Source organism: Nonomuraea sp. NPDC052116 (assembly GCF_040680035.1).
GTDB lineage: Bacteria > Actinomycetota > Actinomycetes > Streptosporangiales > Streptosporangiaceae > Nonomuraea > Nonomuraea angiospora_A.
In genome coordinates this window covers 25,275-48,920 of sequence record NZ_JBFAWA010000060.1, presented here as the reverse complement: position 1 = coordinate 48,920, position 23,646 = coordinate 25,275, and the positions used below count along the sequence as shown (strand labels likewise).

Sequence of the window (23,646 nt, the reverse complement as noted above, 5' to 3'; positions counted from 1 at the left end):
CCGTTCTCGATGATCGCCGAACCCACCGGCAACCTGGTGGTGACCCTGTCCACCCCGCCAAGCCGACTGCCCGCACTGGCCATCGACCAGATCGTCTGCACGGCCGCCGCCATGGCACCGGAAACCCCTGCAGCCCAGGTCACCCTCCTCGGCGCCGGGCAGGACAGCGGCCCCCGAAGCTGCCCGAGGTGACACGGGCGGTCTTGGTCAGATCGTCCCATTCAGCGCACGCGCACCACGTCGCCGAGCCTGACCCTGGCGCCCGTCCGCAGCACCGCCCGCTGGTACACCTTGGCGCCGAAGGCCAGCGCCGCGAGCACCGCCGCCACCATCGCCGCCGTGGCGAGCCCCGCCTGCCACAGCGGCACCTCGGTCGCGGCCATCCGCACCGGCATGACGATCGAGGAGAACGGCGGCACGTACGACATGACCATGGCCAGCGTACCCGTGGGATCGATGGTGGCGTAGAAGGCCACGAAGTAGCTCACCATGATCACCATGATGATCGGCGTCAGCACGCTGTTGACCTCCTCCAGGCGCGAGACCAGCGAGGCGAATGCCCCCGCCAGCGTGGCGAAGAAGGCGTACCCGAGGACGAACCACACCACCACCCCGGCCACCAGCCCCGGCATGCCGGGCGGGAAGTCGCCGGCGATACCTGAGACCATGGCGGCGGTCAGGCCGACCGTCAGGATCGTGACCAGGTTGATCAGGCCGACCGCGCCCAGCCCGACGATCTTGCCGCCGAACAGCTGCCAGGGCCGCAGCGTGGAGAGCAGGATCTCCACGATCCTGCTGCCCTTCTCCTCCACCACCCCCATGGCCACCATCCCGACCTGGCCGATGAGCATCATGAAGAGCACGATCACCAGCACCACGGCGAGCCCGGTGCGCGCGGCCTGATAGCGGGTGTCGGCGCCCACGGACTCCATCTTCAGCGGCGGGATCGACACGCCTGCGGCCCCGAGCTTCGCCTCCCGGTTGACGCTCTGCAGGAGCACGCCGAGCTGGTCGTCGATCTCCCCGTCCGTGAGCACCTTGGTGCCGTTGACCAGCACCGCGTCCACGTCCTTTGCGAGCACGGCCCGCTTGGCGGCGGCCTCGTCGGAGAACGCGCGCCAGGTGAACTCCGAGTCCGGGGCGGCGGCCTCCAGCGGCAGCCGCTGGGAGTTGACGGTGCCGAGGGTGTAGGAATTAGGCCCGTCGAGCAGCTTCGGCGCGAAGGAGACGGCCGCCACCAGCACGGCCGTGATGATCAGGCCGGTGACGAACGCCTTCGTACGGAGCTGCGTCACGATCTCCCTGCGGGCGACCAGCATCAACTCGTTCATGCCACGGCCTCCTTGAAGATCTCGGTGAGGGTCGGGCGCTCGTGGCCGAAGTGCTCGACGTGCCCGGCCTTGATGGCGCGGCGCAGGATCTCCTGGTCGTCGCCGTTCGTCGTACGCAGAATGTGCCGGTCGCCGGACACGGTGACCGTGCCGGGCAGGCCGTCCGCCCAGCCGGGGGACGGATCGCGGACGACCACCCGCAGCGTGTCGTCCTCGGCCGAGCGCAGGTCGGCCACCGTGCCCGAGGCCACCATCCGCCCGGCGGACACGATGCCGACCGAGTCGCACAGCCGCTCGACCAGCTCCAGTTGGTGGCTGGAGAAGATCACCGGCACTCCGCCCCTGCACCGTTCCTGTAGAGCGGTGGCCAGCGCGTCCACCGCGATCGGGTCGAGTCCGGAGAACGGCTCGTCCAGCACCAGGACCTCGATGTCGTGCACCAGCGCCATGGCGAGCTGCACGCGCTGCTGGTTGCCCAGCGAGAGCGCCTGCACCGGGTCGTTCCTGCGCTCGGCCACGCCCAGCCGCTCCATGAGGTCCTCGGTGGCCTTCCTGGCGGTGGCGGCGCTCATCCCGTGCAGGCGGCCGAAGTATTCGATCTGCTCGGCGACCCGCATCTTCTGGTAGAGGCCGCGCTCTTCCGGCATGTAGCCGAAGCGGCGCCGGTCGTCGTAGCCGAGCGAGCGGCCCTGCCAGCTCACCGAACCGGAGTCGGCCTGGAGCACACCCATCACGATGCGCATGGTCGTCGTCTTGCCCGCGCCGTTCGCGCCGACGAACCCGAACATCTCCCCCGGCCGTACGGCGAAACTGATCCCGTCCAGGGCGATCTTGCCGTCGGGAGCGTCGGGTCCGCCCGCGAAGCGCTTGTGTAACTCGCCGATCTCGAGCATCAGGTGCTCTCCTTCATCATGGGTGCCGTCAAGAACTGTGCGATGAGCCGCCGTGACGCGTCATGTCAGCCGCCCCCGCTCGCCGCCGCCGCCCTGGCCTGCTCGACGCTCTTGCGCAATGCGGTCGCGATCGGCTCGACGGGCGCGGACAGCTGCTCGATCCGGTCCCGGCGCAGACGCGCCTCCCGCCAGGAGGGAACCACCGTCTTGAGCCGGGCCGCCGTGGCCAGCGCCGCCAGGACGCGGACGTCCTCATCCAGGAGCCCGACCGGCTGCCCGCCGCGGATGGCCTGGCCGACGCGCTCGGCCAGCCTGCGCGACAGGTACGCCTTGCGCGGCGTGATCCGCTCGACCGGGAACAGCAGGATCCGGCGCCGCTCCACGGTGATCATCCGGGCGGCCGCCAGCTCGTCGCGTACCAGGCGGACCGCCTTGCCGTTGTGCTTCTGCACCCACCGCCGCCACGAGCGGGGTGGCGAGTTCGAGATCTGCTCCCAGACCACGGCCCGCAGGGAACCCGGCTCGGCGGCCGGGGCGGTGAGAGCCCGCGCCTTGCCCGACTCGTCCGCCAGGTTGCCCGCCCGCAGCAGCTCGGCGAGGGTGGCCGCGCGCAGCAGGTAGCCCAGGTCTCCCCGCTGGGTCAGCTTCTCCTTCCGCAGGTCCAAGGCCAGTAGGAAGGCCGATCGGGTCAGTGACTCACCCTGCTTCACTTGCGTCTCCATCCGCCTGCTCCCCTTCTTCCTGATCTGTGTCGTCCTCTAGGGCCTTCCTCGGCCGTCCGCGCGGGCGCATCCGCCCCACGCTGTCGGGCAGGCGACCCGCCTCCGAGAGGGCCTTGCGCAGCAGGAACTCGATCTGCGAGTTCGTGCTGCGCAGGTCGTCGGCGGCCCACCTGGCCAGCGCGTCGTGGACCACCGGGTCGAGCCGCAGCAGGATCTTCTTCCGCTCCACGGCGATTACTGGTAGAGCGTGCCGGTGTTGACCACCGACCGGGTGTCGCGGTCGCCGACCAGCACCACGAGCAGGTTGTTGATCTCGTCGGCGTTGTCCCGCAGCGACAGCCGCGGCTCGCCGCGCGCGTCGTACGGGTAGACACCCGCGATGTGCCGCACGGCTGTCTCCGCCTGGATGGCCACGAACTCCACGAAGTCATCCACCTCGAACACCGCGGTCGCGATCTGGATCGGGTCGCCCTCGTTGACCTTCGTCACGTCCGTCGCGCCGGCGCACCGTGATCGGGTTGACCCGCTGGAAGCCGGGGGTGCGCAGGGTGCCGACGTACCGGCCGAGCAGTTGCACCACCCTGGCCTCCCCCGGCGCCACCGCGGTGAGGCCGACGGACATGAAGAGCCCGAGCAGGATCATCAGGCTGCTCGCGATGACCACCCACATGCCGTCCTGCCCGGCCCCCGCGGCGAGCAGGACGATCCCCACGACGAGCAGCGCGATCCCGGCCAGGTCCAGCCCCGTCGCCACCCCCAGCATCACGAACCCGTTGGCCACCCGCACCGGGTGCTCGCTCGTGCGCGGTGCGGGCATGTCCACGACGGCGGCCTCAAGTACGGCCTCACCCGATGCGTTCGCCATCGTCCACCCCTTCTATGTGACTTCACCTTGCTAGCAAAGTGATATCACTTTTTGGGCGACTATGGAAGGCCGGGTCAGAGCTCCGCCCCTCCGCGCCCGTCAGAGCGACTTGACGAGCGCGGCGGCGAATGCCGGGGCGTCGGTGACGAAGCCGATGTGGCCGCCGGGAAGTTCGGCCACGTCGCGGCCCAGACGCGTGCCCAGCGCCACGGTCGCCTCGTAACAGGGGCGTCCGCGCGATTCGCGGCCGACCGCGGGAGTGACACGACCGGCGCGCGCCGCGAGCGAGGCAAGGTCGAGAGGGGCCGGCGGGTACTGGCGCAGCTCGTGCTCGAACCAGTAGGCGGCGTTGGCGTCGTTTCTCGGGGCGTTGGCCATGTACTGCTGGTCGTAGGGGGCGAATGTGCGTTCCCGGAACAGCGTCATCGCGGGCTCGGGACCGGAGCGCCGATGGAGGTCGTAGACCTCGGAGAAGAACCGTACCCATGTGTCGCCGTCGGAGAGCAGTCGCGTCACGGGCGGTTCGTACGGGATGAGCGTGCGGATCGCAGAGGGGTGGCGGGCGAGGAGTTCCAGTCCGACCACGGCTCCGGAACTGGCGCCGAAGACGATCGCCGGCCCGGCGCCGAGGTGCTCGATCAGACGGCGAGCGTCGTCGGCGTCGGTTTCCAGGCGGCGGTCGTAGTCCTGCGAGCCTTCGAGGAGGCTGCGGGAGAAGCCGCGGCGGTCGTAGCTGGCGACGGTGAAGTGGGTGGTCAGATGCCGGGTGACGGCTCGATATACGTCGGCCACGCCAGGGGCGCCGGTGATCAGGAGGAGGAGAGGGCCCCTCCCGTGGGTCTCGTAGTAGAGACGGGCTCCTGGGACTTCGAGCGTGCTCACGTGTCCAGCGCTCCTCATCTGTTCGCGGTGTTGCGGAATTTTGCGATACAGAGTGTATGTATATAGTACGACCTGTTCCAGGTCGAGACAGAGAGGCAGCGTCATGACAGGAACGCCGGCCGTACGCCATCGGCGTTCCTCGAAGCCCGGCGGCCGCATCCCCGACGGCGTCCTGGCCCGGCTCGCCGCGCTCACCAGAATCCGACCCTCACCGAATCCCGAAAGGACTGCCGATGCCGACCGCCGAAGCCCGCGTCGCAACCGAACGCGCCGGCCGATACCTCGCCCAGCTATGCCGCCACGCCACCCAGATGGGTCACGGCTTCCCCGCTCACCCCGGCCGCGACCGGCACATGGGCAGCGAGAGGCCGAAGAACGTCCAGGCCGAGTGGTCGGAGACCAGCGGGACCATCACCGTCGACGGGGGATCCTGCGTCCTGGAGGCCACTGCCGAGGCCCTGACCTTACGGATCGAGGCCGAGGACGAGGACGGGCTGCAGCGCCTCCAGACCCTCCTCACCAGGAACATCACGCGGATGGGCAGGAGGGACAGCCTGGCCGTGGACTGGAGCCGTACGGACGCGAACGCCGGAACGGCGCCCGCCGTGGCGAAGGCCACGCCGCGTCGAGGCCGGCACACGGTGCTCGGTCTCACGGTGGCCGCCCTCGTCGCGGTCGGCGTGCACGTGGGCCTGGCCGCGGGCGTTCTGGCGATTCCGCATTGGGCCGGACTGGGCGCGGACGTCGTCCTGGTGGCCCTCCTGGTGAAGGCGGCCCTTGTGGCGACCCACGTCTGGCGCCGCCGCCGTCCATCCGCCAAAGCCCGCTGAGACCGGGCGGGCGTCCGGCTCAGCGGGCTCGCAACCCGGCCAAAGTGAGTGCGACGAGCCGCTGGACAGCGGCTTTTGACGGAAGCGCGCCGGCCGCCTGAAGCGCGTGGAGGCAGAACGTGGCCAGCTCGTCCGCCGCCACGTCGTCACGTATGACGCCGGCCCGCACGGCATCGGCCAGCGCATCGCGGAACATGGCGTGCAGCTGCTGCCGGGCGTGGCCGGCGTCGTGCGATCGGTGCAGGAGGGTGACGAGGTCGGGGCTGAAACCGTGCCCTGCCATCTGCTGGTGGATGAGCGCGTACGTCTCCAGCATGGCCTCGAGCCGCTGCCCGGCATCGGCCTCACGCTCCCCCGCCCGTACGAGGTGCTCCAGATGCCCGGCGACCTGGCGGTTGTGCCAGGCCACCAGAATCGTCTCGACGTCGGGGAAGTACTTGTAGAGCGTGGCCCGGCCGATGCCGGTCTTCTCGGCGATCTGCGACATCGTCACCGCCAGCAGCCCCCGCTCGCCCACCAGCTCCACTGTGGCGTCCAGGATCGCGTCATGCACGGTACGGCGGTGCGCCTCGATCGTCTCGTTCCACAGTTTGGGCACCCGGCCAGTGTACGAGGCGACACAGGGGCCGGCTGAGGTCTCGCCGCCGGGTTGCTATGCGTGCCGGCCGAGGAACCTGAGGATCTCGCTGTTGAAGAGCTCGGGCGCCTGCACGTAAGGCATGTGCCCCACCCCGGGAAGCAGCACAGACGACATCCCGGGCACGCCTTGGGCGATCCGCCGGCCGATCTCCGATGAGATCGAACGGTCGGCTTCGCCCCAGATCTGCAGGACGGGTAGCGTCCGTGCGAGCCGCGCGAGCGACTCGAGCAGCGGCTGGGCGTCCAGCTCCTCGCGCACCATGGTGGCGAGCCGCCGCATGGCGAGGGGCGTTCCGGGGAATGTGGCGATCCGGTATTCCTCCTCGACGAGGACGTCCAGGTCGGCACCGGTCATCCCGGTCATGAACGCCAGACGTGACCGGACCGTCTCGCGATCCGTCTGCGCGAGGCGATCGGCGAGTCCTGCGCGCACCTCCGGGCCAAGCGGGCATATCCCGGTGGGGGCGCTCAGCACCAGAGCGTGCAGGGATGGCGAGTCCGGTCCGGCGTGCAGATCGAGCGCCGTGCGAAGTGCCACCTGTCCGCCGAAAGAGGTGCCGATCAGGGTGATCGGCTCTCCGTCGGCATGGTGTGCCAGGGTCTCGCACATGAATGCCGAGAAGCCCGCCACGGTGTAGGGGAAGTCGTCCGTACGGGAGGCGAATCCGTGTCCGGGGAGGTCGACGGCGCGCACCCGATATCCGGCTTGGGCGAGTGGTTCGAGGCATGAGCGCCAACGGTCGGCGCGGCCGCCGATGCCGTGGACGAGCCAGATCTCCCGTGGGCCGGTTCCGGATTCCAGGATCCGGCTTCGGATGCCCGCGGTCTGGATGGGGTAACTGATGATCATGCGTCAGGACTGTCGGTGATCACCGCATCGGCATCGATCTCGATGAGCGCGTCCGGCCGGACGAGTGCGTCGATGCGGACCAACGTACTGGCCGGCTTACGGGGGCCGTCGAAGAAGGCTCGCCGGGCATCGTGGATCGCCTCGAAGACCTCTTTGGTGAGGGGAGCCCGCACGTACACGCGGACGCGGACGACGTCGTCCATCGTGCCGCCCAGGGAGTGGAGCACCGCTTCGATCTTGGTCAGGGCGGCGGCGCTCTGACGGGAGACCTCCTGCGCCAGGGGCGGCTCCGTCTGCCCGTCGCGGTCCGGGCCGGCGGGGGCGGTGCCGGTGTGCCCGGAGACGAACACGAACCTGGCGGTCCCGACGCTCACCACGCTGGCAGGCGCGTACGTCAGGGAGCCCGCGGGCACCGCGCCATCGGCGAAGCGGAATCCGTGCGCCTCCTGGATCTGGACGGAGTCCTCGCGGACCACCTGCGGCGTGTGAGCACGTGCGATCATGCCTTCTCCTGTTCGTCGATGTCGATCACGGCGTCGCGCTCGAAACGCTTCACCAGGTGGAAGACCTCCGTGAGGTCGGGATCCTTGACGCCAGGCCCGTTCGTCACGGCCGTGGCCGGCGACATGCCGTCCAGGAAGTCACGGCGCAGGACGGTGCCGTGCGAGAGCGTGCGGGAGCGCAGGTTGTGCCACCGTTGCTCCTGCTCCTGGTCGGAGCTGTCGATCGGGCGCCCGCCTTGGATGACGGCGTTGATGCCGCCGGGCTTGAGCAGGACGGACAGGTCCCGGAGCGGGTCGCTCTCGAGCACGAGCACGTCGGCTGTCGCGCCGACCCGCATGGTGCCCAGTTTGCCTTCCATCCCGAGCGCCCTGGCCGGAACGGTCGTGGCGGCCCGCAGGGCTTCGGCTGCCGACAGGCCGGCGAACTCACGCAGGAGCTGCAGCTCTCGCGCATGCCATTCGCCGTATGGCGTGACGGCGAAGCCGCTGTCCGTACCGACCATGAAGGTGACACCGGCGTCATGGGCGTCGTGCAGGGTGTGGGCGGTCCGGTCGAGCAGCCTTTTGACGTTGTCGCGGACGTGCGCCGCGACGCCGACGCTGCCGCCGTAGTCGGCGAGGTTGGCGAGCAGGAGGAGGGTGGGCACGAGGGGAATGCCGGAATCGGCGAGTTCCTCGATGACTTCGGGCGTCATCGAGTTGCCGTGCATGATCCAGTCCATGCCGGCGCGAACCGCCGCCGAGACCTCCGCGGAGCCCCGGGCGTGAATGGTGATCGTGCGTTTCAGCTGGTGGACGAGATCCGCGGCCCTGGCCATTTCGTCGTCGGTGAACGCCTGGTACTCGCCGTAAGGGCTGTCGGCGAGTTTGATGAGGTCGACGCCGTTCTTCACCTGGTGGCGGATCTCACGGACCATCTCGTCCACGGTGTTGGTCAGCACGCCGATGCTTCCCTCGGGGACGCCGACGTGATCCGGGTACCAGTCGGTGAGCCCGTTGCTGGTGGTGAGATAGCGGCCCGCGGTGTGCATCCGCGGCCCCTGGATCAACCCGCTGACCAGGGCGTCGCGGAGCCCGACTCCGATGTAGTAGCTGCCGCCGGGCTGGGAGATCGTGGTGAAGCCGGCGCGCAGCACCTTGCGGAGGTTCGCGGCCGCGATCAGCGTGCGCAGTTCCACGCTGGTGTAGAGGTCCTGCTCCTCCTGCGCGTTGCTCTCCCCGTAGGTCATGTGACAGTGCATGTCGATCATGCCCGGGGACAGGTACTTGCCGTGGGCGTCGATCTGTTCGACCGCTTCTCCACGCGGTACTTCTTCGGCGAGGTCGATGTCGGGCGCGATCTTCACCATGGTCGTGTCCTGGATGAGGACGTCCTGGTCCTGCCGGACCGTCCCCGACTCGGTGTCGACGACATGGCCGCCTTTGAGGAGCAACCACGAACTTGTCACGATGTCCCTCCGATGTTTCGCTGGTTCCGGTCACGTGGCCTGGGGCGTCGGCGGCAGTGGTTCACGCAGGCTCCGATTCCAGCCGCCTTGGTTCGGACCGTGTCGCCGGGCTGGAGGAAGGTGGGCGGGTTCATCGCGGCGCCCACTCCCCCAGGAGTGCCGGTGGCGACGATGTCGCCGGGACGCAGCCCCACACTTCTCGAGAGGTAGCCCAGCAGCGACGGCACGGGGAAGACCAGGTCGCTGGTTCGAGCGCGCTGGCGGGTGATGCCGTTGACCTCGCAGCTGATCTCGATGTCGACGTGGCCCGTACGGTCCTGGGGAAGGTCGTCGGGTGTGACGATGACGGGACCGATGGGAGTGGTCCGCTCGAAGTTCTTTCCCGTGAACCACTGGCTGGTGCGGTGCTGCCAGTCCCTGGCCGTGACGTCGTTGATGAGGGTGTAGCCCGCGATGGCCTGACGGCAGCGTTCCTCCGGGGCGTCGTGGAGCTCGTCCGCCACGACGACGGCCAGTTCGACCTCCCAATCCATCGCGGCGGACGATGTCGGCAGCAGGATGTCGTCGATCGGGCCGACGGTGGCCGTGCTCATCTTGAAGAAGACGGTGGGGTGTTCGGGCAGCGGGCGGCCCATCTCTTGGATGTGCCGGCGATAGTTGTGGCCGACACAGAAAATGCGCGTGGTCTCGTCGGCCAGGTTCAGCAGCACCGGATCCGTGACGGCTTCGCCGCGACGCGCCGCCGACCTCGCTGTGTGTTTCCAGCCGCCGTCCAGGAAGAGATCAGCGAACCGGGTCGCCTCCAGGAGCGTCGCCCGCGGGTGGTCGCCGGCCACGGTCATGACCGCGATCCGCGGGCCGGTGTCAGTCAGGACCCTGGCGAGTCTCATCGGGGGTGTCCTCTCGTGTGGCCGCCGGTTCCGCGGACTGGGAGGGTGCGGCTTCAAGATGGTCGAAGAGCAGGTGTTCCGCGGGGTTGTGGATGTCACCACGCGTCACGTAGTAGATGGGGAGGACGAAATCCTCGTCGAGGGGGACGATGGCCACGCCGCTCCCGTGGTAGGCCAACCGCGCGGGCACGAGACCGGCGCCCTCGCCGAGCGCCACTCGTGCGAGCACGCTGGGGAAGGCCACTTCCTGGGCGGCGATGTGGAGCGCGCGTCCAGCGTTCTGGAAACGCGCGATGAGCTTGTCGTGCAGCTCACGATGCAGATCTCTGGGCACGACGATGAAGCTTTCGTCGAAGAACTCCTCGATGCCGGCCGATGCGCGCGACGCGAGCGCGTGATCGGGGGGAACGGCGACACCGAGTCGTTGCTCACCGATCTGGTGGCTGAGGTGCTCGTCCTCGTGCGAGGGCAGAGTGGTCAGCATGGCGTCGAGCATGCCGAGATCGAGCATCGGGCCGAGTTCGTCGGCGCTTCGGACGGTGACCTCGAAGCGGAACTGCGGATGTGCTTGTTTGAATTCTCTCAGGCGCGCAGGAATGTCGCTCGCCAGCACGGCGGAGGAAAGGCCGACATGCAGGGTTCCCGCGTATCCCTGCGCCCAGGCCTCCGCCTCGCTCTCGAGTCGCTTTATCGATGTCAGGACGATGTGAGCCTGCTTCAGGATGGCCTTGCCGGCCGCCGTCGGCTCCACCTGGCCGCCCCCGCGCGTGAAGAGCTTGACGCCGAAGTGCGCCTCCAACTTCGCGATGTGCTGTGACACGCCGGGCTGCGTGGCATGGAGGGTCTCCGCCGCCCGCACGAAGCTCTTGTGCTCGGCGACCGCGAGCAGTGTCTGAAGGAGTCGGATGTCGAACATGCGCTCAAGCCTGTCCCACGTGTGAGCCATCGCCCTCCAGAGGCAGCCCGCACGCGCATATCTGATCGGCCCGTGCGGCGGCCGGCTCCAGATCCACGCTGAAGTATCGGCGTCCGGCATAACCGAGCCCCCAACGGTCCGGAGAGCGGACGATGTCGATGACCGCGCACACGAACATCTCGTGGGTGCCCATCACCATGGAGCGGGAGACGCGGCAGTCGAAGCTGGTGAGAGACCCCACCAGCAAGGGGACGCCGGTCGATCCGCGCCTCCAGGCCGCATGGGCGAAACGCGCGGGCATGGCGCGGCTGCCTTGTCCGGCGAATTCGGCGGCCAGGGCGAGTTGGTCGTAGGAGAGGGTGTTCACGGCCAGAATGCCGCTGCTGGCGATGAGGCTGTGCGCGTAGCTACGGCGGTTCAGGCAGACCAGCAGGCTGGGGGGTGCGTCGCTGACGGAGCAGACGGCCGTGGCGGTGATGCCGGCGTCATTGCCGTCCGCGACGGTAGTGACGACATGTACGGACGAGGCGACGAGGGCCATCGCTTCGCGGAAGGCCATGCCGGCCTCTGTCGGTTGCGGCACTGAGGCTCACCTTCTTCCTGTCCATGGTCATTGCTGCAGGATGGGCGCGGACCACGGCTCGGAACGCCAGCCGTGTTCGTCGTAGTCGTGCGTGCACTGCTCGATGAGGTCGTCCAGGGACGCCATGACCCCGGTTCCCTGAGCGGAGCGCAGGCACTGCAGGCGTACTTCCTCGTGATTGCCGGCGTAGTTGCGTTCGTAGAGTTCGTGCCTACCCGCGAACTCCGTCCCGACGGCGTCCCACAGGAGCTTCATGATCTTGATCCGCTCGTTGGCGTCGACGCCGTTGGATCCGCGGACGTAGCGGTCGAGGTACGGACCGATCTGCTCGTCGAGCAGATCGGCACCGGACGACGGCAGGTAGACCAGCGCGGACGCGACGATCTTCTGGACGATCTCGCGCACGCGGGGGAAGGCGTCAGGCGCGAACACCCGGTAGGCGAAGGCGGACTGCAGGTTCGGCAGCACCGTTCCGTTGACCCAAGGCTGGGCGCCGTCCGCCATCGCGTCCGACAGAGCCCAGAACATGTTGCGCAGGCCGACGATCTCGCCGAGCAGAGCCTGATTGCCACGGAAGGCATCGCCCCCGGTGATGCTGAGCGCCCGCGCGACGAGCCCCGTCATGAAGTCGAGTTTGACCGCGTACCTCGTGCAACCCTGGAGGCAGAAACCCTGCATGAAACCGGACTCGCGGTAGAAGCGCTGGACGCGGTCCACATCCCGGTAGACCAGGACGTTCTCCCACGGGACGAACACCTTGTCCAGCACCAGGATGGAGTCGTTCTCGTCGAAGCGGCTGGAGAGGGGATAGTCGAATGGCGACCCGGCTCTGGTGGCGTTGAGTTCGTACGACGTCCGGCAGATGAGCGTGCAGCCCGGTGAGTCCATCGGCATCATGAACATGACGGCCATGCTCGGGTCCGCGGCGTCGGACGATCCGCTCTGCCCGACGAAGCTGACCTGTGACAGGGCCGCCCCGGTGGCGACGACTTTGGCGCCCGAGACGATGATCCCTCCGTCCACCTCTTCGTCGATCCTGACGTACACGTCCCTGACGGTCTCCGCGGGCCTCCCGCGATCGACCGGTGGATTGACGATCGCGTGGTTGATGAACGGCACCGCTTCCTGCGACCAGTGGTGCCATCGGCGCGCGTTCTCCGCGAAATCACCATAGAAATCGCTGTTCGCGCCCAGCGTGTTCGTCAATGCGGCCTTGAAGTCCGGAGTCCGGCCCATCCAGCCGTAGGTCATCCGTGACCATGCGGCTATCGCGTCACGCTGCGCGCGCACATCGGCCGCCGATCCGGCCGGCCGGAAAAAGCGATGCGTGTAACCGCCGTTGCCGGTGTTGGTCGGCGTGGTCAGGACTTCGCGATGTTCATCCAGGTGCAGCGCGTCATAGAGCCGGGCGACCGACCGTGCCGTATTCCGGAATGCCGGATGGCTCACCACGTCGGAGACCTTCTCCCCATTGAGATAGATCGTCCGTCCGTCGCGAAGGGATGCCAGATATTCCTCTCCGGTGAACGGTCTGGAGCCGCTGCTGCGCCGGTCGCCTATGCCGGTCGGCACAGTTTCAGAATTCACGGATCGTCCTTTCGAGGGGGAGGCGGATGTCCTCGCGCAATCCGGCGCATTCGGTGATGTCACCGCTGCGTACCAATTGGCCTGCCGACGTCACCGCCTGAGAGAATTCCCAGTCGTCCCGCATCGGCCGCACATGGTGGCGCACCAGCTCACGCACCTTCTCCAACCGGGCTGATGACCGCATTCCGGCGTGGTGGTCCATGCCTTCCGTGGCGGCGAGCAATTCGACGGCGATGATGGAGTACGTGTTTCCGGCCATGTCGAGCAGCCGCCGCGCGCCGTGGGTGGCCATGGAGACGAAGTCCTCCTGATTGCCCGCGGTGGGAATGCTGTCGATCGACGCCGGATGCGTTCGCTGTTTGTTCTCGGAGGCCAGCGCGGCGGCAGCGATCTGCAGGCTCATGAACCCCGAGGTCAACCCGCTGGTGTTGGTGAGGAAGGCAGGGAGCCCGCTCAATGATTGGTCGGTGAGGAAGGCGATGCGCCGCTCCGACATGGCACCGATCTCCGAAAGAGCGATGGCCAGCATGTCGGCCGCGAAGGCCACCGGTTCGGCATGGAAATTCCCGGCGGACACCACGTCACCGGACTCCGCGATCAGCAGGGGGTTGTCCGTCACGCTGTTGGCCTCGATCTCCAACGTGGCACGCGCTTGCTGGACGAGGTCCAGGCAGGCGCCGAGAACCTGCGGCATGCAACGCACCGAATAGGGATCCTGGATACGGTTGCCGACACTCGCCTCCCGATAATCTCCGGTCGGGAGCAACTGTCTGAGGAGGGCCGCAACCCGTACCTGCCCTGGGTGCGGCCGCAGTTCCTGCACGGCAGGACTGAACGGCGCAGTGGAGCCGAGCGAGGCTTCGACCGACATCGCACCGGTGACCAGTGCGGCGGCCAGGGCGTTCTCGGTCTCGAAGAGTCCCGCGAGCGCGAGCGCGGTGGACACCTGGGTCCCGTTGAGGAGCGCCAGCCCTTCTTTGGGGCCGAGCACGAGCGGCTGGATCCCCGCCCGCAGCATCGCCTCGTGACCGGGAAGCACTTCTCCGTCGAACCTGGCCGTCCCCCGCCCGATCATCACGGCGGCCAGGTGCGCGAGCGGCGCAAGATCACCGGAAGCGCCGACCGATCCCTGGGCCGGGATCACCGGGAGAACCCCACGGTCACACATGTCGATCAACGTGTCGGCCACGACGGGCCTGGTGCCGGAGGCCCCCCGAGCCAGCGCCGCCAGCTTCAGGCACAGGATCAGACGGACGATGGAGTCCGGCAACGGCTCGCCCACGCCTACGGTGTGCGACAGGACGAGGTTCTCCTGCAGGCGCTCCAGGTCCGCTTCCGCTATCCGCCGGGTCGCCAGCCTTCCGAAGCCGGTGTTGACGCCATAGATGGGTGCGCCCGCTTCGAGCAGGTCCAGAGCCAGAGCGTACGACTGTTCGACGGAGGCTCGGGCCGCATCGCTCAGGCGCACCGCTACCGGGTCGCGGGCGAAGTAGATCTCTCGCCAGCCGGCCAGGCTGTTGTTCCCCGGACCTATCGTGAGCAACACCGGCGCTCCCCTGCGTGATTGGTGACACGCCCAATGGTGGCCGGATTCAACCCATAAAAGCGAATAATGTCTGGGGATTACTCCATCACAGAAACTTATTTGCCGAGCCTGGCCGGCACACGCGACCCCCGGGCTGTCACCGCAGGAGTCGCGCCTCGAAAGGCGCGAGAGTGACCGCACCGGGCAGCCGGTCTCCCTCGCCGACGGTCGCATGCGATGACCAGAGCGTGCTCCGGGACCCGGGAAACGCGACCGTCTGGTCGCGGTCGGAAAGGTTCACCGCCACGACGAGCGAGTTCTCGCCGTCGCCACGGAGGTAGGCGAGATGGTCCGGGTCGGCGGAGAGCACAGTGATGCCGCCCTGACGCAACACGGCCAGCTCTCGCCGGAGCTTCAGAAGTTCCCGGACGCGGGAGAAGAGGGAGCGGGGGTCGAGCTCCTGGCTCTCGACGCTGAACTGCCCTGCCCACGCGGGTATGGGCAACCACGGCTCGACGTCGTCGGGCGTGAATCCGGCGTGCGACGGCGTCGCCTCCCAGGGCATGGGCATCCGCTGGGGGTCCCGACCGAGTCCGAGGCCGGGCGCGCGGAGTTCGGCGCAGTCGCGGGCGCGCCCGGCGTCGACCGGGGCGTCGGGCAGGCCGAGTTCGTCGCCGTAGTAGAGCGTCGGCGTCCCCTTGAGCGTGAGCAGCAGGGCCAGCGCGCCGGGGACGCGGTCCGTCCCGATGCGGCTGGCGAGCCGGGACCTGTCGTGGTTGCTCAGCACCCAGTTGGGGTGCGAGCCGGGCGGGAGCGCGGCGTAGTAGCGCTGGATGAGTGTCGCCAGGTCGAGGCCGTTCCAGGGGGTGTCGATGAGGGAGAAGTTCATCGCGATGTCCAGCCCCCGCGTGCCGAGGGCGGCGACGCGTTCGAGCTTGAGGTGGAGCTCACCCATCAGCATCCGGTCGTCGTACTCGTCGACGACCGTGTGCATCTGCGCGAGCAGGCCCGGGAGCTCGGGTTGGTCGGCGGTGTACTTCTGGATCTGCCGGACCGTCGTGTGCGCGGCCGCGCCGCCGATCTCGAACGACTCGCCGTCGTCCTCCATCATCGGGTTGTCGCGCAGCTGCGCGTCCTTGATGAGCCGCCACACCGCGTCCACGCGGAACCCGTCGACCCCGCGGTCCAGCCAGAACCTCATGACCTCGAACATCGCCTCCCGGACGGCCGGGTTGCGCCAGTTCAGGCTCGGCTGCTCGGGCAGGTGCGCGTGGTAGTAGTACTGCCCGGTCGGCTCGTGGAAGGTCCAGGCGGGGCCGCCGAAGGCGGAGGCCCAGTTGTTGGGCGGGCTGCCGTCCGGTTTCGGATCGTACCAGAGGTACCAGTCCCGGTGCGTGCTGTCACGGCTCGACAGCGCGTCGCGGAACCAGGGATGTTCGCTGGAGGTGTGCTGGGGCACGTAGTCGAGGACGACCCGCAGCCCTCGATCGTGCGCCCCTCGTACGACGCGATCGAAGGTGGCCAGATCGCCGAACACCGTCCCGACCTCCGTGTGACCGGACACGTCGTAACCGAAGTCCAGCAGCGGCGACGCATAGATCGGGCTCAGCCACACCGCGGTCACGCCGAGTGCCGCGATGTGGTCGAGGCGCCGCTCCACACCCCGCAGATCGCCGAATCCGTCCGCGTCGCCGTCCTGGAACGACGGCACGTACACCTGGTAGAAGGCGCCCTCGCGCCACCACCGTCCGTTCTGGGCGTTCATCCTTTGACTGCTCCCGCGGTGAGGCCGGACACGATCTTTCTCTGGAAGACCAGAACCAGGAGGACGAGCGGGATCGAGATGATCACGGACGCGGCGCTGATCGTGCCGAGCGGTTGCTCGTACTCGCTCGCGCCCGTGAAGAACGCGATGGCGACGGGGACGGTGCGGGCCTCGGGACTGTACGTCAGCGTGGCCGCGAGCAGGAACTCGTTCCAGGCGAAGATGAACGCGAGGATCCCCACGGTGGCTATGCCGGGGGCAGCCAGCGGGAGGATGACCTTGTAGTAGGCCTGGAACGGGGACGTGCCGTCGATGTACGCCGCCTCCTCGAGCTCCACGGGGATCTCTTTGAAGAAGGACACGAGGGTGTAGATCGACAACGGCAGGGTGAACGTCAGATAGGGGATGATCAGCCCGACCAGCGTGTTGTAGAGCCCGAGATCGTTCCACAGGGAGAACATCGGCGCGGCGATCGCGATGCCCGGGAAGGTCGTCACGGACAGCACGATGCTCAGGATGAGGAACTTGCCGCGCATCCTGAGCCGCGCGAGAGGATACGCGGCGAACGACGCGACGGCGAGCGCGAGCAGGGTCGTCGTCGTCGCCACGATGACGGAGTTGACCAGCGCCCCCACGAACTGGCTGTCGCCGAGCACCGCCAGGTAGTTCTCGAAAGTGGGGCGCGGCGGGGTGAGACTCGCCGTCGAGAGGTCGGGCCCGGCCTTCAACGAGGTGTTGACCAGCCAGTAGACCGGCACGATCGAGAAGACCATGACGACGGCGATGGCACACCAGACCAGCGGGTTGTGCTCCGGACCGCGCCGTCGGGCCCTACGCCGTGGCGACGGCTGCCGGCCGGTGGCGGTGCTGCTCATCGCGAACCTCCCTTGACGACCGATCGGATGTTGCCGCCGGCGAAGCGGATGTAGACGAAGGACACGAACATGACGATGGCGAACGTGAGGATCGACACCGCGGATCCTTCGCCGATCAGCTGGTTGCCGCGCAAGGTCTGGTAGGCCAGGACCGACATCGTCTCCGTGCCGTAGGCGCCACGCGTCAGCACGAACGGCAGGTCGAAAACGCGCAGAGCGTCGAGCGTACGGAAGATCATCGCCAGCGCGATCGCGGGCCACAGCAGGGGCAGCGTGATGCTCCAGAAGTGCCGCAGAGCGCCGGCGCCGTCGATCTGCGAGGCCTCCCGCAGGTCGGCGGGGATGACCTGGAGCCCGGCGAGCACCAGGAGCGCGACGAAGGGGGCCGTCTTCCAGACGTCCGCCAGGATCACCACCGTCATCGCGTATCCGCTCTGCCCCAGCCAGACCACGCCGGCGTCGGTGAGGCCGAGGGAGCTGAGCATCGTGGAGACGAGGCCCAGGTCCGGGTCGAAGATGGTCCGCCACGTGATGGCGGACACGACCGTCAGGATCGCGTACGGGAGCAGCACGATGCTGCGCAGCAGCGTCCTGAACCGGAAGGCGATGTTCAGCAGGAGCGCCAGGCCGATCCCGATGACCAGCTCGAGCGGGACCGAGATCGCGGTGAACAGGAAGGTGTTGCGCACGGCTTCCCACCACGCGCGCGAGGTGAGCTGCTCGGCGTAATTGCCCAGGCCGACGAATCGCGAGAGCCCAGGGGTGATGACGCTGTACTGGTGCAGCGAGAGCCAGATCGCGTAGAGCACGGGATAGCCGGCGACGCCGGCCATGAGAATGAGGGCGGGCGCCACCATACGCGCCGCGAGGCGCCTCTCGGTGGAGTCCGAGAGGTGCCTCGAGGATCGGAAGAACCGCATCGCTATCAGAACGTCTTCAGGGCGGTGCCGACCTTGTCCGCCATCTGCGAGGCCCCTGCCTGCGGAGTCAGCTCTCCGGAGAGCACCTTCCCCACGGTCTGGTAGATCGCCTGCGAGATCTGCGGATAGACGGGCGACACCGGCCGCGCCTTCGCGCTCGTCAGCGCCTTCAGCAGCTCCTGCGAGAACGGCAGCGCCTTCTTGACCGGCTCGGACGCGTAGGCCGCCGCGACGGCGGGGGCGAGCGCGTTCTTGACCGCGATCTGCTCCTGCCAGCTGTCGCCGGTCATGAAGTCGATCATCGCGAGGGCGCCCGCCTGGTTCTTGGAGAACGTGCTGACCGCGACGTTGCTGCCGCCGAGCACGCCGACGCCGTTGCCCGGCGTCTTCCAGCCGGGAAGCGGCATCACGGCGAACTTGCCGGCGATGGCCGACTTCTGGCCGGCCGCGTAGGCGTAGGGGTAATTGCGCATGGTCGCGCCGGCGCCGGACTCGAACGCGAGGCGGGTGGCGTCCTCGTCGTACGTCAGCACCGCCTTCGGCGCGGCGCCCTTGTTGATGCCGTTCTGCATGAACGTGAGGACTTCGGCCGTCTGCGGCGAATTGACGGCCACCTCGCCCTTGTCGTTCAGCACCTCGCCGCCCGCGCTGTACAACAACTCGAGAAAGCTCACAGTGAGCGACTCACTTTGTGAGGCCTGGTAGAGGAATCCCTTCTTGGCGTCCGCCTCGCCATATGAGTAGAGCTGCTGCCAGGTCTGCGGAGCCTGCGTCTTGTCGGTGCGGTAGTAGAGCAGACCGGTGTTCGAATAGAACGGGACACCCCAGTATTTGTCCTTGTAGAGCAGAGTGCCGGCCGTGGACGGAATGAGTTTGTCCAGCTTGGACGAGATGACTTTGCTCATGTCCGCGAGCCAGCCCTGGGCGGCCAGCTGCGCCGTCCAGACCACATCCAGGCGGACGACGTCACACTGCGTCGACTTCGTCTGCATTCGCTGCGTAATCTGCTGCAGCTGGTCGTCGGCCGACGCTCCCAGCTCCACATAATTGGCCACCGTCCCCGGGTTGGCCTTGTTGAAGGCCTCCATCGTCGCCTTCCAAACGCCCGACGAGTCCGTGGGCCCGCAGACCGTGACATTTCCCTTCGCGGACTTGGCCAGCGCCGGATCCATTGCCGTACTGGTGGAGGCCGACTGCTGGGAGTCGGAACACGCGGTGAGCGCTACGGCCAGTGCTGAGCCCGCTCCGATTACCGTGACGGCACGGAGCAGACGTCGTTCACGTGTCAACATCATTGCCGCTTTCTCTGGTTACTTCTGGGCTATGTCGTCGTAGCGCCACGAATCGAGCAGGCCCGGGGAGTTTGCTGTTGAAGGGGATTCTCGCTAGAATCCGAATAATCCTATTTGTAGGATGAATGGAGTAGATCACATGATCGAACCTCGTGTCAAGGTGACCAGGAGGAACCTGTCGGCCTCGATCGCCGACGACCTGCTGTTCAAGATCAAGAGTGGCCAGTATCCACCGGGGTCGAAGGTGCCGGGCGAGAAGGAGTTGATGGAGGCTTACGGGGTTGGCCGCAACACCGTCCGGGAGGCGGTCCAATCGCTGGTGACCATGGGTTACCTCGACGTGCGCCCACGCGTCGGAGCGCGGGTGACCTCCGTCCCGATCGAAGAGGCGGTCGAGGCGGCGGCGATCTCCGCATTACTGGAGGGGCAGGCCGTTGGGGACATCTATGAGCTGCGGCGCGTGCTGGAGACCGCGATAGCCGAGCGGGCCGCGACCGAGGCGAGTCCCGCCGACCTCGAGGCGATCGGCGTCGCCCTCGACGACTACGAACGCGCACACCGGGACGGGCAGGGCGCCTACCGCGCCGACGTCGCCTTCCACGCGGCGCTGGCGGTCGCGAGCCACAACGTGGCGTTCCGCAACGTGCTCGAGGGTGTGGGGGATCTTCTTCTGAACGCGCGCCAGCTGACCGATCGGCTGCCTGGCGCGATCTCACTTGCGCTGAAGGAGCACACGGAGATCTTGCGAGCGGTCGAGCAGCGTGACCCCGACAAGGCGCGTCACGCGATGAAGGTGCACATGGACACTTCCGTGGAGGCGTGGAAACGCGCCCAGCGACTCTTCGTCGAGAGCTGATCGGCGAGTGAGCGATCACAAGAAGCCGGACGGGGACCGACTCCCGCCCGGCCGGAAAAACCTTCGAGTTGCCGTCGCCAACCCCCTTCACGAGGAGTCCTACCAGCTCATTCTGGAACGCGAACCGCGCGTGACCCTGCTGTTCGATCCCTCGTTGCTGCCGCCTGCCCGACACCATGCGGACTTCTCCGGCGATCCCGGATTTCGGCGGACTCCGGAGCAGCAGCGAAAATTCGAAGCCCTCCTCGATTCCGCCGACGCGCTGCTGGGGATCCCCGACGTCGATCCTGCGGCGCTGGCCCGTACGGTGCAGTCGAATCCGCGCCTGAAGTGGGTGCACACGACCTCCGCCGGCGGCGGTCAGCAGGTCGGGAAGGCCGGGCTGAGCCCGTCGCACTTCCAGAGGGTCACGTTCACCACGTCGGCGGGCGTGCATGGCTCGCCGCTGTCCGAGTTCGTGGTGCTGGGCGTCCTCTGCGGCGCCAAGGATCTTCCGCGGCTGCTGCGGCAGAAGAGCCGGCGCCAGTGGGGCGAGCGGTGGATGTCGCGGCAGATCTCCCGGCAGAAGGCGCTGATCCTCGGCTTCGGGGGGATCGGCAGGGCCGTCGCCCGCTCTCTCTCCGCGCTCGGCATGAGCGTCACGGCGACCTCACGCCACGCCGACGCCAAACACCTGGACGTCGACAGGTTCGTGAGCATCGACGAATTGGACGACGTCGTCGGCGAGATGGACGTGATCGTGTCCGCGCTGCCGGGCACCGACCTGACGAGACGGCTCGTGGGCGAACGGCTGCTCGCACGGGTCAAGCGCGGTGTCACGTTCGTGAACGTGGGCCGCGGCAGCGTGGTCGACGAACCGGCTCTGATCGCGGCGCTGGAGGACGGGCGGATCGGGTTCGCGGCCCTCGACGTGTTCGAGGTCGAGCCGTTGCCCGCCGCGAGCCCGCTCTGGGGAATGCCCAACGTCCTGATCAGTCCGCACACCGCGGCCCTCGCGGTCGACGAGGAGGCGGCCGTCGTGGAGCTGTTCGCCGACAACGCCACCCGGCTGCTGGACGGGCACGAGCTCGTGAACGTCGTCGACACGGTCGAGTTCTACTGATGCCGCGGGTCGATATCGGCCGGTCCGACCGAGGAAGGGGATTTCCGCTGCGACCACTTGTTGTGGTGATGGGCGTGTCCGGGGCCGGAAAGACCACCGTCGGCCGCTTACTCGCCGAGCGGCTGCGAGTGCCTTTCCTCGACGGCGACGACCTTCACCCGCGGGCCAATGTGGCCAAGATGGCTTCGGGCGTCCCGCTCACGGACGACGACCGTCTCCCGTGGCTCGTCACGGTCGGAGGCGCTCTCGCCGGCTTACGAGCGGAAGGGGCGGTCGTCGCGTGCTCGGCACTCAAACGGAAATATCGGGAGACCATTCTCGCCGAGGCCCCGGGTGCGGTGTTCGTCGAGCTCCATGCCCCGCCGGACCTCATCGCCCGTCGCATCGAGGCACGCACCGGGCATTTCATGCCGGGGGCGCTGTTCGACTCGCAAATGAAAACCCTCGAGCCGCTGGAGGCGGACGAACCGGGGTTCCGCGTGGACTGCACTCACGAGCCGGACCGCGTGGTCGCGAACCTCATGGAGAAGATCCTGCCGCGCGACTCCCGCGTCCCACCCTGCTGATGCCGCCGAGCCTCACCCGACCCGGTGGTCCTCACGTGAGTACGGGCGCCGCGGAGGAGCGCCGGTCAGCCAGGCGGCGGCCGAATCGCTGCAGGGGCCGCTCGATGAATCGGTGGCTCAGCCAGCTGGCCGGGAGGAGCACACCGAGGAAGAGCACGCTGATGCCGATCTGCAGGGGCAGGGGTGACCAGCGCATCTCCCCCGCCAGTTCCATGACGACGAGCAGGATCGGCAGGTGCACCAGATAGAGGGAGTAGCTGATCGTCCCGAGCCAGGTGAGGAAGACGGGCACGCGGCGGGTGCGCCAGACCATGGCAGCGGCGAAGGTGACGCCCGCCAGGACGATGGTCAAGCTCCACACATCAGGCTGGACCCACCACCATCCCGCGTTGATCGCCCACAGAGGCGTGGCCGTCACCAGGACGGCGGCGACGGCCACCGGCCACAGCCGGCCGTCGCCGCGCTCCCACCGGTGAATCGCCGTACCGGCGAACATGACCGCGAGGATCGCGGCGGCGAACCACGGGACGCGGCTGCTCACCAGGACCAGGGCCAGTGCCATGACGCCCAGCGCACATGATCCGACGGTGATCGCGCGTCCGGAGATCACACCCGCCAGACCGATGACGAACACGGCGAACGACAGCCAGGCCAGCCACCCGCCCGACAGCGACGCGCCGGACAGAGCCAGGCCGGTGACGGCGCAGATCAGCCCGAACAGGACCGGGAGCAGAGCGTGGCGGTCACGCACGCCGGTCACGAACAGCGCGGCGACCAGCAGGTAGAAGACCATCTCGTACGACAACGTCCACATGGTGTTCAGCACGCCGGCCACGCCGATCGCGTCCATCAGCATCGTCGCGTGCGCGGCCACCGACGCGAGCTCCCTGGGCACCTCGTCGCGTACGGGGATCCACCACGACAGGGCCAGCACCACGGCGATGACCGCGAGGTAGAGCGGATAGAGGCGGAAGAGGCGGCCGATCCAGAAGGCGCGCACGCCGCCCTGCCGCTCCAGCGATGCCGGGATGATGTACCCGCTGACCAGGAAAAAGACCAAGACACCGTACACGCCCAGATTGAACGAGGTGGGGCGCAACCAGGGCATGGCCCAGGTCGTCAGGTGCTCTCCCACGACCGCGAGCGCCCCGACGCCACGCAACGCGTCCAGCCACGCCAGTCGGGTAGGCGCAGTATGCGCGGCTTGAGGAGTTTTCGGAGGGGCCGTCACCATATGCCAAACGTATCGGAGTGATGATCCAACGCCACATCGCTCCGTCCAGGCCGGCGTCAGGAGGCCTTTTGTCGGAGCGGCCGGGTAGCCTGCGTCGGTGTTCATGGGCAAGAAGGAGCGAGAGCCGTTCCCGGCAGCAGCGAAGACGCTGCTGTGGATTCGGGTGCTCAACCAGCTCGGCGCCTATGCCCTGGCCTTTCTCGCGGTGCTCACCGGCCCTGAGCTCGCACCCGCCGCGCTGGCGAGCTTCGGGATCGCCGCCCTGATCTCACGCTGGATGGGGGCCTTCCTCCTGGACCGTATGCCGCCACGCACGGTCCTCACCTTCGGTCTCGGCCTGACCGGCCTGTCCTTGCTGGCCCTCGCCGCCGCCCGGACCCCGCCGCACATGCTGGGAGCGGTCGTCCTCGTGGGCCTGGCGTTCGCTTCCTCCCACGCGGCGAGGAACGGGTCATCGCGCCGAAACGACGCTGGCGGCCTCCCGCCCCCTTGCTCCGGTTGACCCTCGCCAGCACCGCCTTCGCGGTGGGCTGTCTGGCCGTGATGATGTTCCTCCCCTTGGCCCTGCTCGA

Annotated in this window: 27 protein-coding genes; 6 read left to right on the top strand and 21 right to left on the bottom strand. The window is 68.0% G+C overall.

Features of this window, described 5'->3' with window-relative positions:
- A partial coding sequence (locus AB0L65_RS59340; RefSeq protein ID WP_364265851.1) for a hypothetical protein occupies positions 1-192 on the top strand: 192 nt, incomplete at its 5' end.
- A gap of 29 nt (positions 193-221) precedes the next feature.
- Here the strand turns inward: AB0L65_RS59340 and AB0L65_RS59335 are convergent.
- The 7 genes from AB0L65_RS59335 to AB0L65_RS59305 form a co-directional block, all read right to left on the bottom strand.
- Positions 222-1,331: an ABC transporter permease gene (locus AB0L65_RS59335; RefSeq protein WP_364265849.1), complete on the bottom strand. Its 1,110-nt coding sequence runs from the start codon at positions 1,329-1,331 to the stop codon at positions 222-224.
- Positions 1,328-2,224: an ATP-binding cassette domain-containing protein gene (locus AB0L65_RS59330; protein WP_364265847.1), complete on the bottom strand. Its 897-nt coding sequence runs from the start codon at positions 2,222-2,224 to the stop codon at positions 1,328-1,330. The genes AB0L65_RS59335 and AB0L65_RS59330 overlap by 4 nt, the downstream gene beginning before the upstream one ends.
- Positions 2,225-2,289: 65 nt before the next feature.
- Positions 2,290-2,946 (bottom strand): GPP34 family phosphoprotein, encoded by a 657-nt coding sequence (locus AB0L65_RS59325; protein WP_364265845.1) that lies wholly within the window; start codon positions 2,944-2,946, stop codon positions 2,290-2,292.
- Positions 2,921-3,181: a hypothetical protein gene (locus tag AB0L65_RS59320; protein WP_364265853.1), complete on the bottom strand. Its 261-nt coding sequence runs from the start codon at positions 3,179-3,181 to the stop codon at positions 2,921-2,923. The genes AB0L65_RS59325 and AB0L65_RS59320 overlap by 26 nt, the downstream gene beginning before the upstream one ends.
- The gene (locus AB0L65_RS59315; protein ID WP_364265843.1) at positions 3,181-3,381 is read right to left on the bottom strand and encodes a hypothetical protein; all 201 of its coding nucleotides are present in this window, start codon (positions 3,379-3,381) and stop codon (positions 3,181-3,183) included. The genes AB0L65_RS59320 and AB0L65_RS59315 overlap by 1 nt, the downstream gene beginning before the upstream one ends.
- Positions 3,374-3,811, bottom strand: coding sequence for a hypothetical protein (locus AB0L65_RS59310; protein ID WP_364265841.1), 438 nt, complete (start codon positions 3,809-3,811; stop codon positions 3,374-3,376). The genes AB0L65_RS59315 and AB0L65_RS59310 overlap by 8 nt, the downstream gene beginning before the upstream one ends.
- 99 nt (positions 3,812-3,910) lie before the next feature.
- Positions 3,911-4,693 (bottom strand): alpha/beta hydrolase, encoded by a 783-nt coding sequence (locus AB0L65_RS59305; protein ID WP_364265840.1) that lies wholly within the window; start codon positions 4,691-4,693, stop codon positions 3,911-3,913.
- A gap of 233 nt (positions 4,694-4,926) precedes the next feature.
- On the opposite strand from AB0L65_RS59305, the gene AB0L65_RS59300 reads away from it, so the two are divergent.
- Positions 4,927-5,523, top strand: a complete 597-nt coding sequence (locus AB0L65_RS59300; protein WP_364265838.1) for a DUF2218 domain-containing protein — start codon at positions 4,927-4,929, stop codon at positions 5,521-5,523.
- A gap of 19 nt (positions 5,524-5,542) precedes the next feature.
- Here AB0L65_RS59300 and AB0L65_RS59295 read toward each other — a convergent pair whose 3' ends face one another.
- The 13 genes from AB0L65_RS59295 to AB0L65_RS59235 all read right to left on the bottom strand — a co-directional run bounded on the left by AB0L65_RS59295 (position 5,543) and on the right by AB0L65_RS59235 (position 19,196).
- Positions 5,543-6,121 (bottom strand): TetR/AcrR family transcriptional regulator, encoded by a 579-nt coding sequence (locus tag AB0L65_RS59295; RefSeq protein WP_364265836.1) that lies wholly within the window; start codon positions 6,119-6,121, stop codon positions 5,543-5,545.
- A 54-nt stretch (positions 6,122-6,175) separates the two neighbouring features.
- Entirely contained in the window at positions 6,176-7,012 is an 837-nt protein-coding gene (locus AB0L65_RS59290; RefSeq protein ID WP_364265834.1) for an alpha/beta fold hydrolase, read from the bottom strand.
- Entirely contained in the window at positions 7,009-7,515 is a 507-nt protein-coding gene (locus tag AB0L65_RS59285; protein WP_364265832.1) for a RidA family protein, read from the bottom strand. The genes AB0L65_RS59290 and AB0L65_RS59285 overlap by 4 nt, the downstream gene beginning before the upstream one ends.
- Positions 7,512-8,963 (bottom strand): amidohydrolase family protein, encoded by a 1,452-nt coding sequence (locus AB0L65_RS59280; protein WP_364265830.1) that lies wholly within the window; start codon positions 8,961-8,963, stop codon positions 7,512-7,514. Before AB0L65_RS59280 ends, AB0L65_RS59285 begins: the two co-directional genes overlap by 4 nt.
- Positions 8,960-9,853, bottom strand: a complete 894-nt coding sequence (locus AB0L65_RS59275; protein WP_364265828.1) for a fumarylacetoacetate hydrolase family protein — start codon at positions 9,851-9,853, stop codon at positions 8,960-8,962. The genes AB0L65_RS59280 and AB0L65_RS59275 overlap by 4 nt, the downstream gene beginning before the upstream one ends.
- The gene (locus AB0L65_RS59270; protein WP_364265826.1) at positions 9,828-10,769 is read right to left on the bottom strand and encodes a LysR family transcriptional regulator; all 942 of its coding nucleotides are present in this window, start codon (positions 10,767-10,769) and stop codon (positions 9,828-9,830) included. The genes AB0L65_RS59275 and AB0L65_RS59270 overlap by 26 nt, the downstream gene beginning before the upstream one ends.
- 4 nt (positions 10,770-10,773) lie before the next feature.
- The gene (locus AB0L65_RS59265; RefSeq protein ID WP_364265824.1) at positions 10,774-11,328 is read right to left on the bottom strand and encodes a flavin reductase; all 555 of its coding nucleotides are present in this window, start codon (positions 11,326-11,328) and stop codon (positions 10,774-10,776) included.
- A 51-nt stretch (positions 11,329-11,379) separates the two neighbouring features.
- The gene (locus tag AB0L65_RS59260) at positions 11,380-13,002 is read right to left on the bottom strand and encodes a 4-hydroxyphenylacetate 3-hydroxylase N-terminal domain-containing protein (protein WP_364265823.1); all 1,623 of its coding nucleotides are present in this window, start codon (positions 13,000-13,002) and stop codon (positions 11,380-11,382) included.
- Positions 12,929-14,485 carry a histidine ammonia-lyase gene (gene hutH / locus AB0L65_RS59255; protein WP_364265821.1) on the bottom strand — a complete coding sequence of 519 codons (1,557 nt, stop codon included), beginning with the start codon at positions 14,483-14,485 and terminating at the stop codon, positions 12,929-12,931. Before hutH ends, AB0L65_RS59260 begins: the two co-directional genes overlap by 74 nt.
- Positions 14,486-14,621: 136 nt before the next feature.
- A complete protein-coding gene (locus AB0L65_RS59250; protein WP_364265819.1) occupies positions 14,622-16,229 on the bottom strand; it encodes an alpha-amylase family glycosyl hydrolase in 1,608 nt (535 codons plus the stop codon).
- The gene (locus AB0L65_RS59245) at positions 16,226-17,104 is read right to left on the bottom strand and encodes a carbohydrate ABC transporter permease (protein ID WP_364265818.1); all 879 of its coding nucleotides are present in this window, start codon (positions 17,102-17,104) and stop codon (positions 16,226-16,228) included. The genes AB0L65_RS59250 and AB0L65_RS59245 overlap by 4 nt, the downstream gene beginning before the upstream one ends.
- Positions 17,101-17,937 (bottom strand): sugar ABC transporter permease, encoded by an 837-nt coding sequence (locus tag AB0L65_RS59240; protein WP_364265816.1) that lies wholly within the window; start codon positions 17,935-17,937, stop codon positions 17,101-17,103. Before AB0L65_RS59240 ends, AB0L65_RS59245 begins: the two co-directional genes overlap by 4 nt.
- Positions 17,938-18,029: 92 nt before the next feature.
- Positions 18,030-19,196: an ABC transporter substrate-binding protein gene (locus tag AB0L65_RS59235; protein WP_364265814.1), complete on the bottom strand. Its 1,167-nt coding sequence runs from the start codon at positions 19,194-19,196 to the stop codon at positions 18,030-18,032.
- A gap of 259 nt (positions 19,197-19,455) precedes the next feature.
- On the opposite strand from AB0L65_RS59235, the gene AB0L65_RS59230 reads away from it, so the two are divergent.
- From AB0L65_RS59230 to AB0L65_RS59220, 3 genes are all read left to right on the top strand, one after another.
- Complete coding sequence (locus AB0L65_RS59230) at positions 19,456-20,172, top strand: FadR/GntR family transcriptional regulator (protein ID WP_357754311.1); 717 nt, start codon at positions 19,456-19,458, stop codon at positions 20,170-20,172.
- A gap of 7 nt (positions 20,173-20,179) precedes the next feature.
- Entirely contained in the window at positions 20,180-21,274 is a 1,095-nt protein-coding gene (locus tag AB0L65_RS59225) for a D-2-hydroxyacid dehydrogenase (protein WP_364265812.1), read from the top strand.
- A 68-nt stretch (positions 21,275-21,342) separates the two neighbouring features.
- Positions 21,343-21,840, top strand: coding sequence for a gluconokinase (locus AB0L65_RS59220; protein ID WP_364265810.1), 498 nt, complete (start codon positions 21,343-21,345; stop codon positions 21,838-21,840).
- A gap of 31 nt (positions 21,841-21,871) precedes the next feature.
- Here the strand turns inward: AB0L65_RS59220 and AB0L65_RS59215 are convergent, their stop codons facing one another.
- Positions 21,872-23,074, bottom strand: coding sequence for an acyltransferase (locus AB0L65_RS59215; RefSeq protein WP_364265808.1), 1,203 nt, complete (start codon positions 23,072-23,074; stop codon positions 21,872-21,874).
- Between the two features lie 97 nt (positions 23,075-23,171).
- On the opposite strand from AB0L65_RS59215, the gene AB0L65_RS59210 reads away from it, so the two are divergent.
- Complete coding sequence (locus tag AB0L65_RS59210) at positions 23,172-23,576, top strand: hypothetical protein (RefSeq protein ID WP_364265806.1); 405 nt, start codon at positions 23,172-23,174, stop codon at positions 23,574-23,576.
- Positions 23,577-23,646 lie beyond the last annotated feature (70 nt).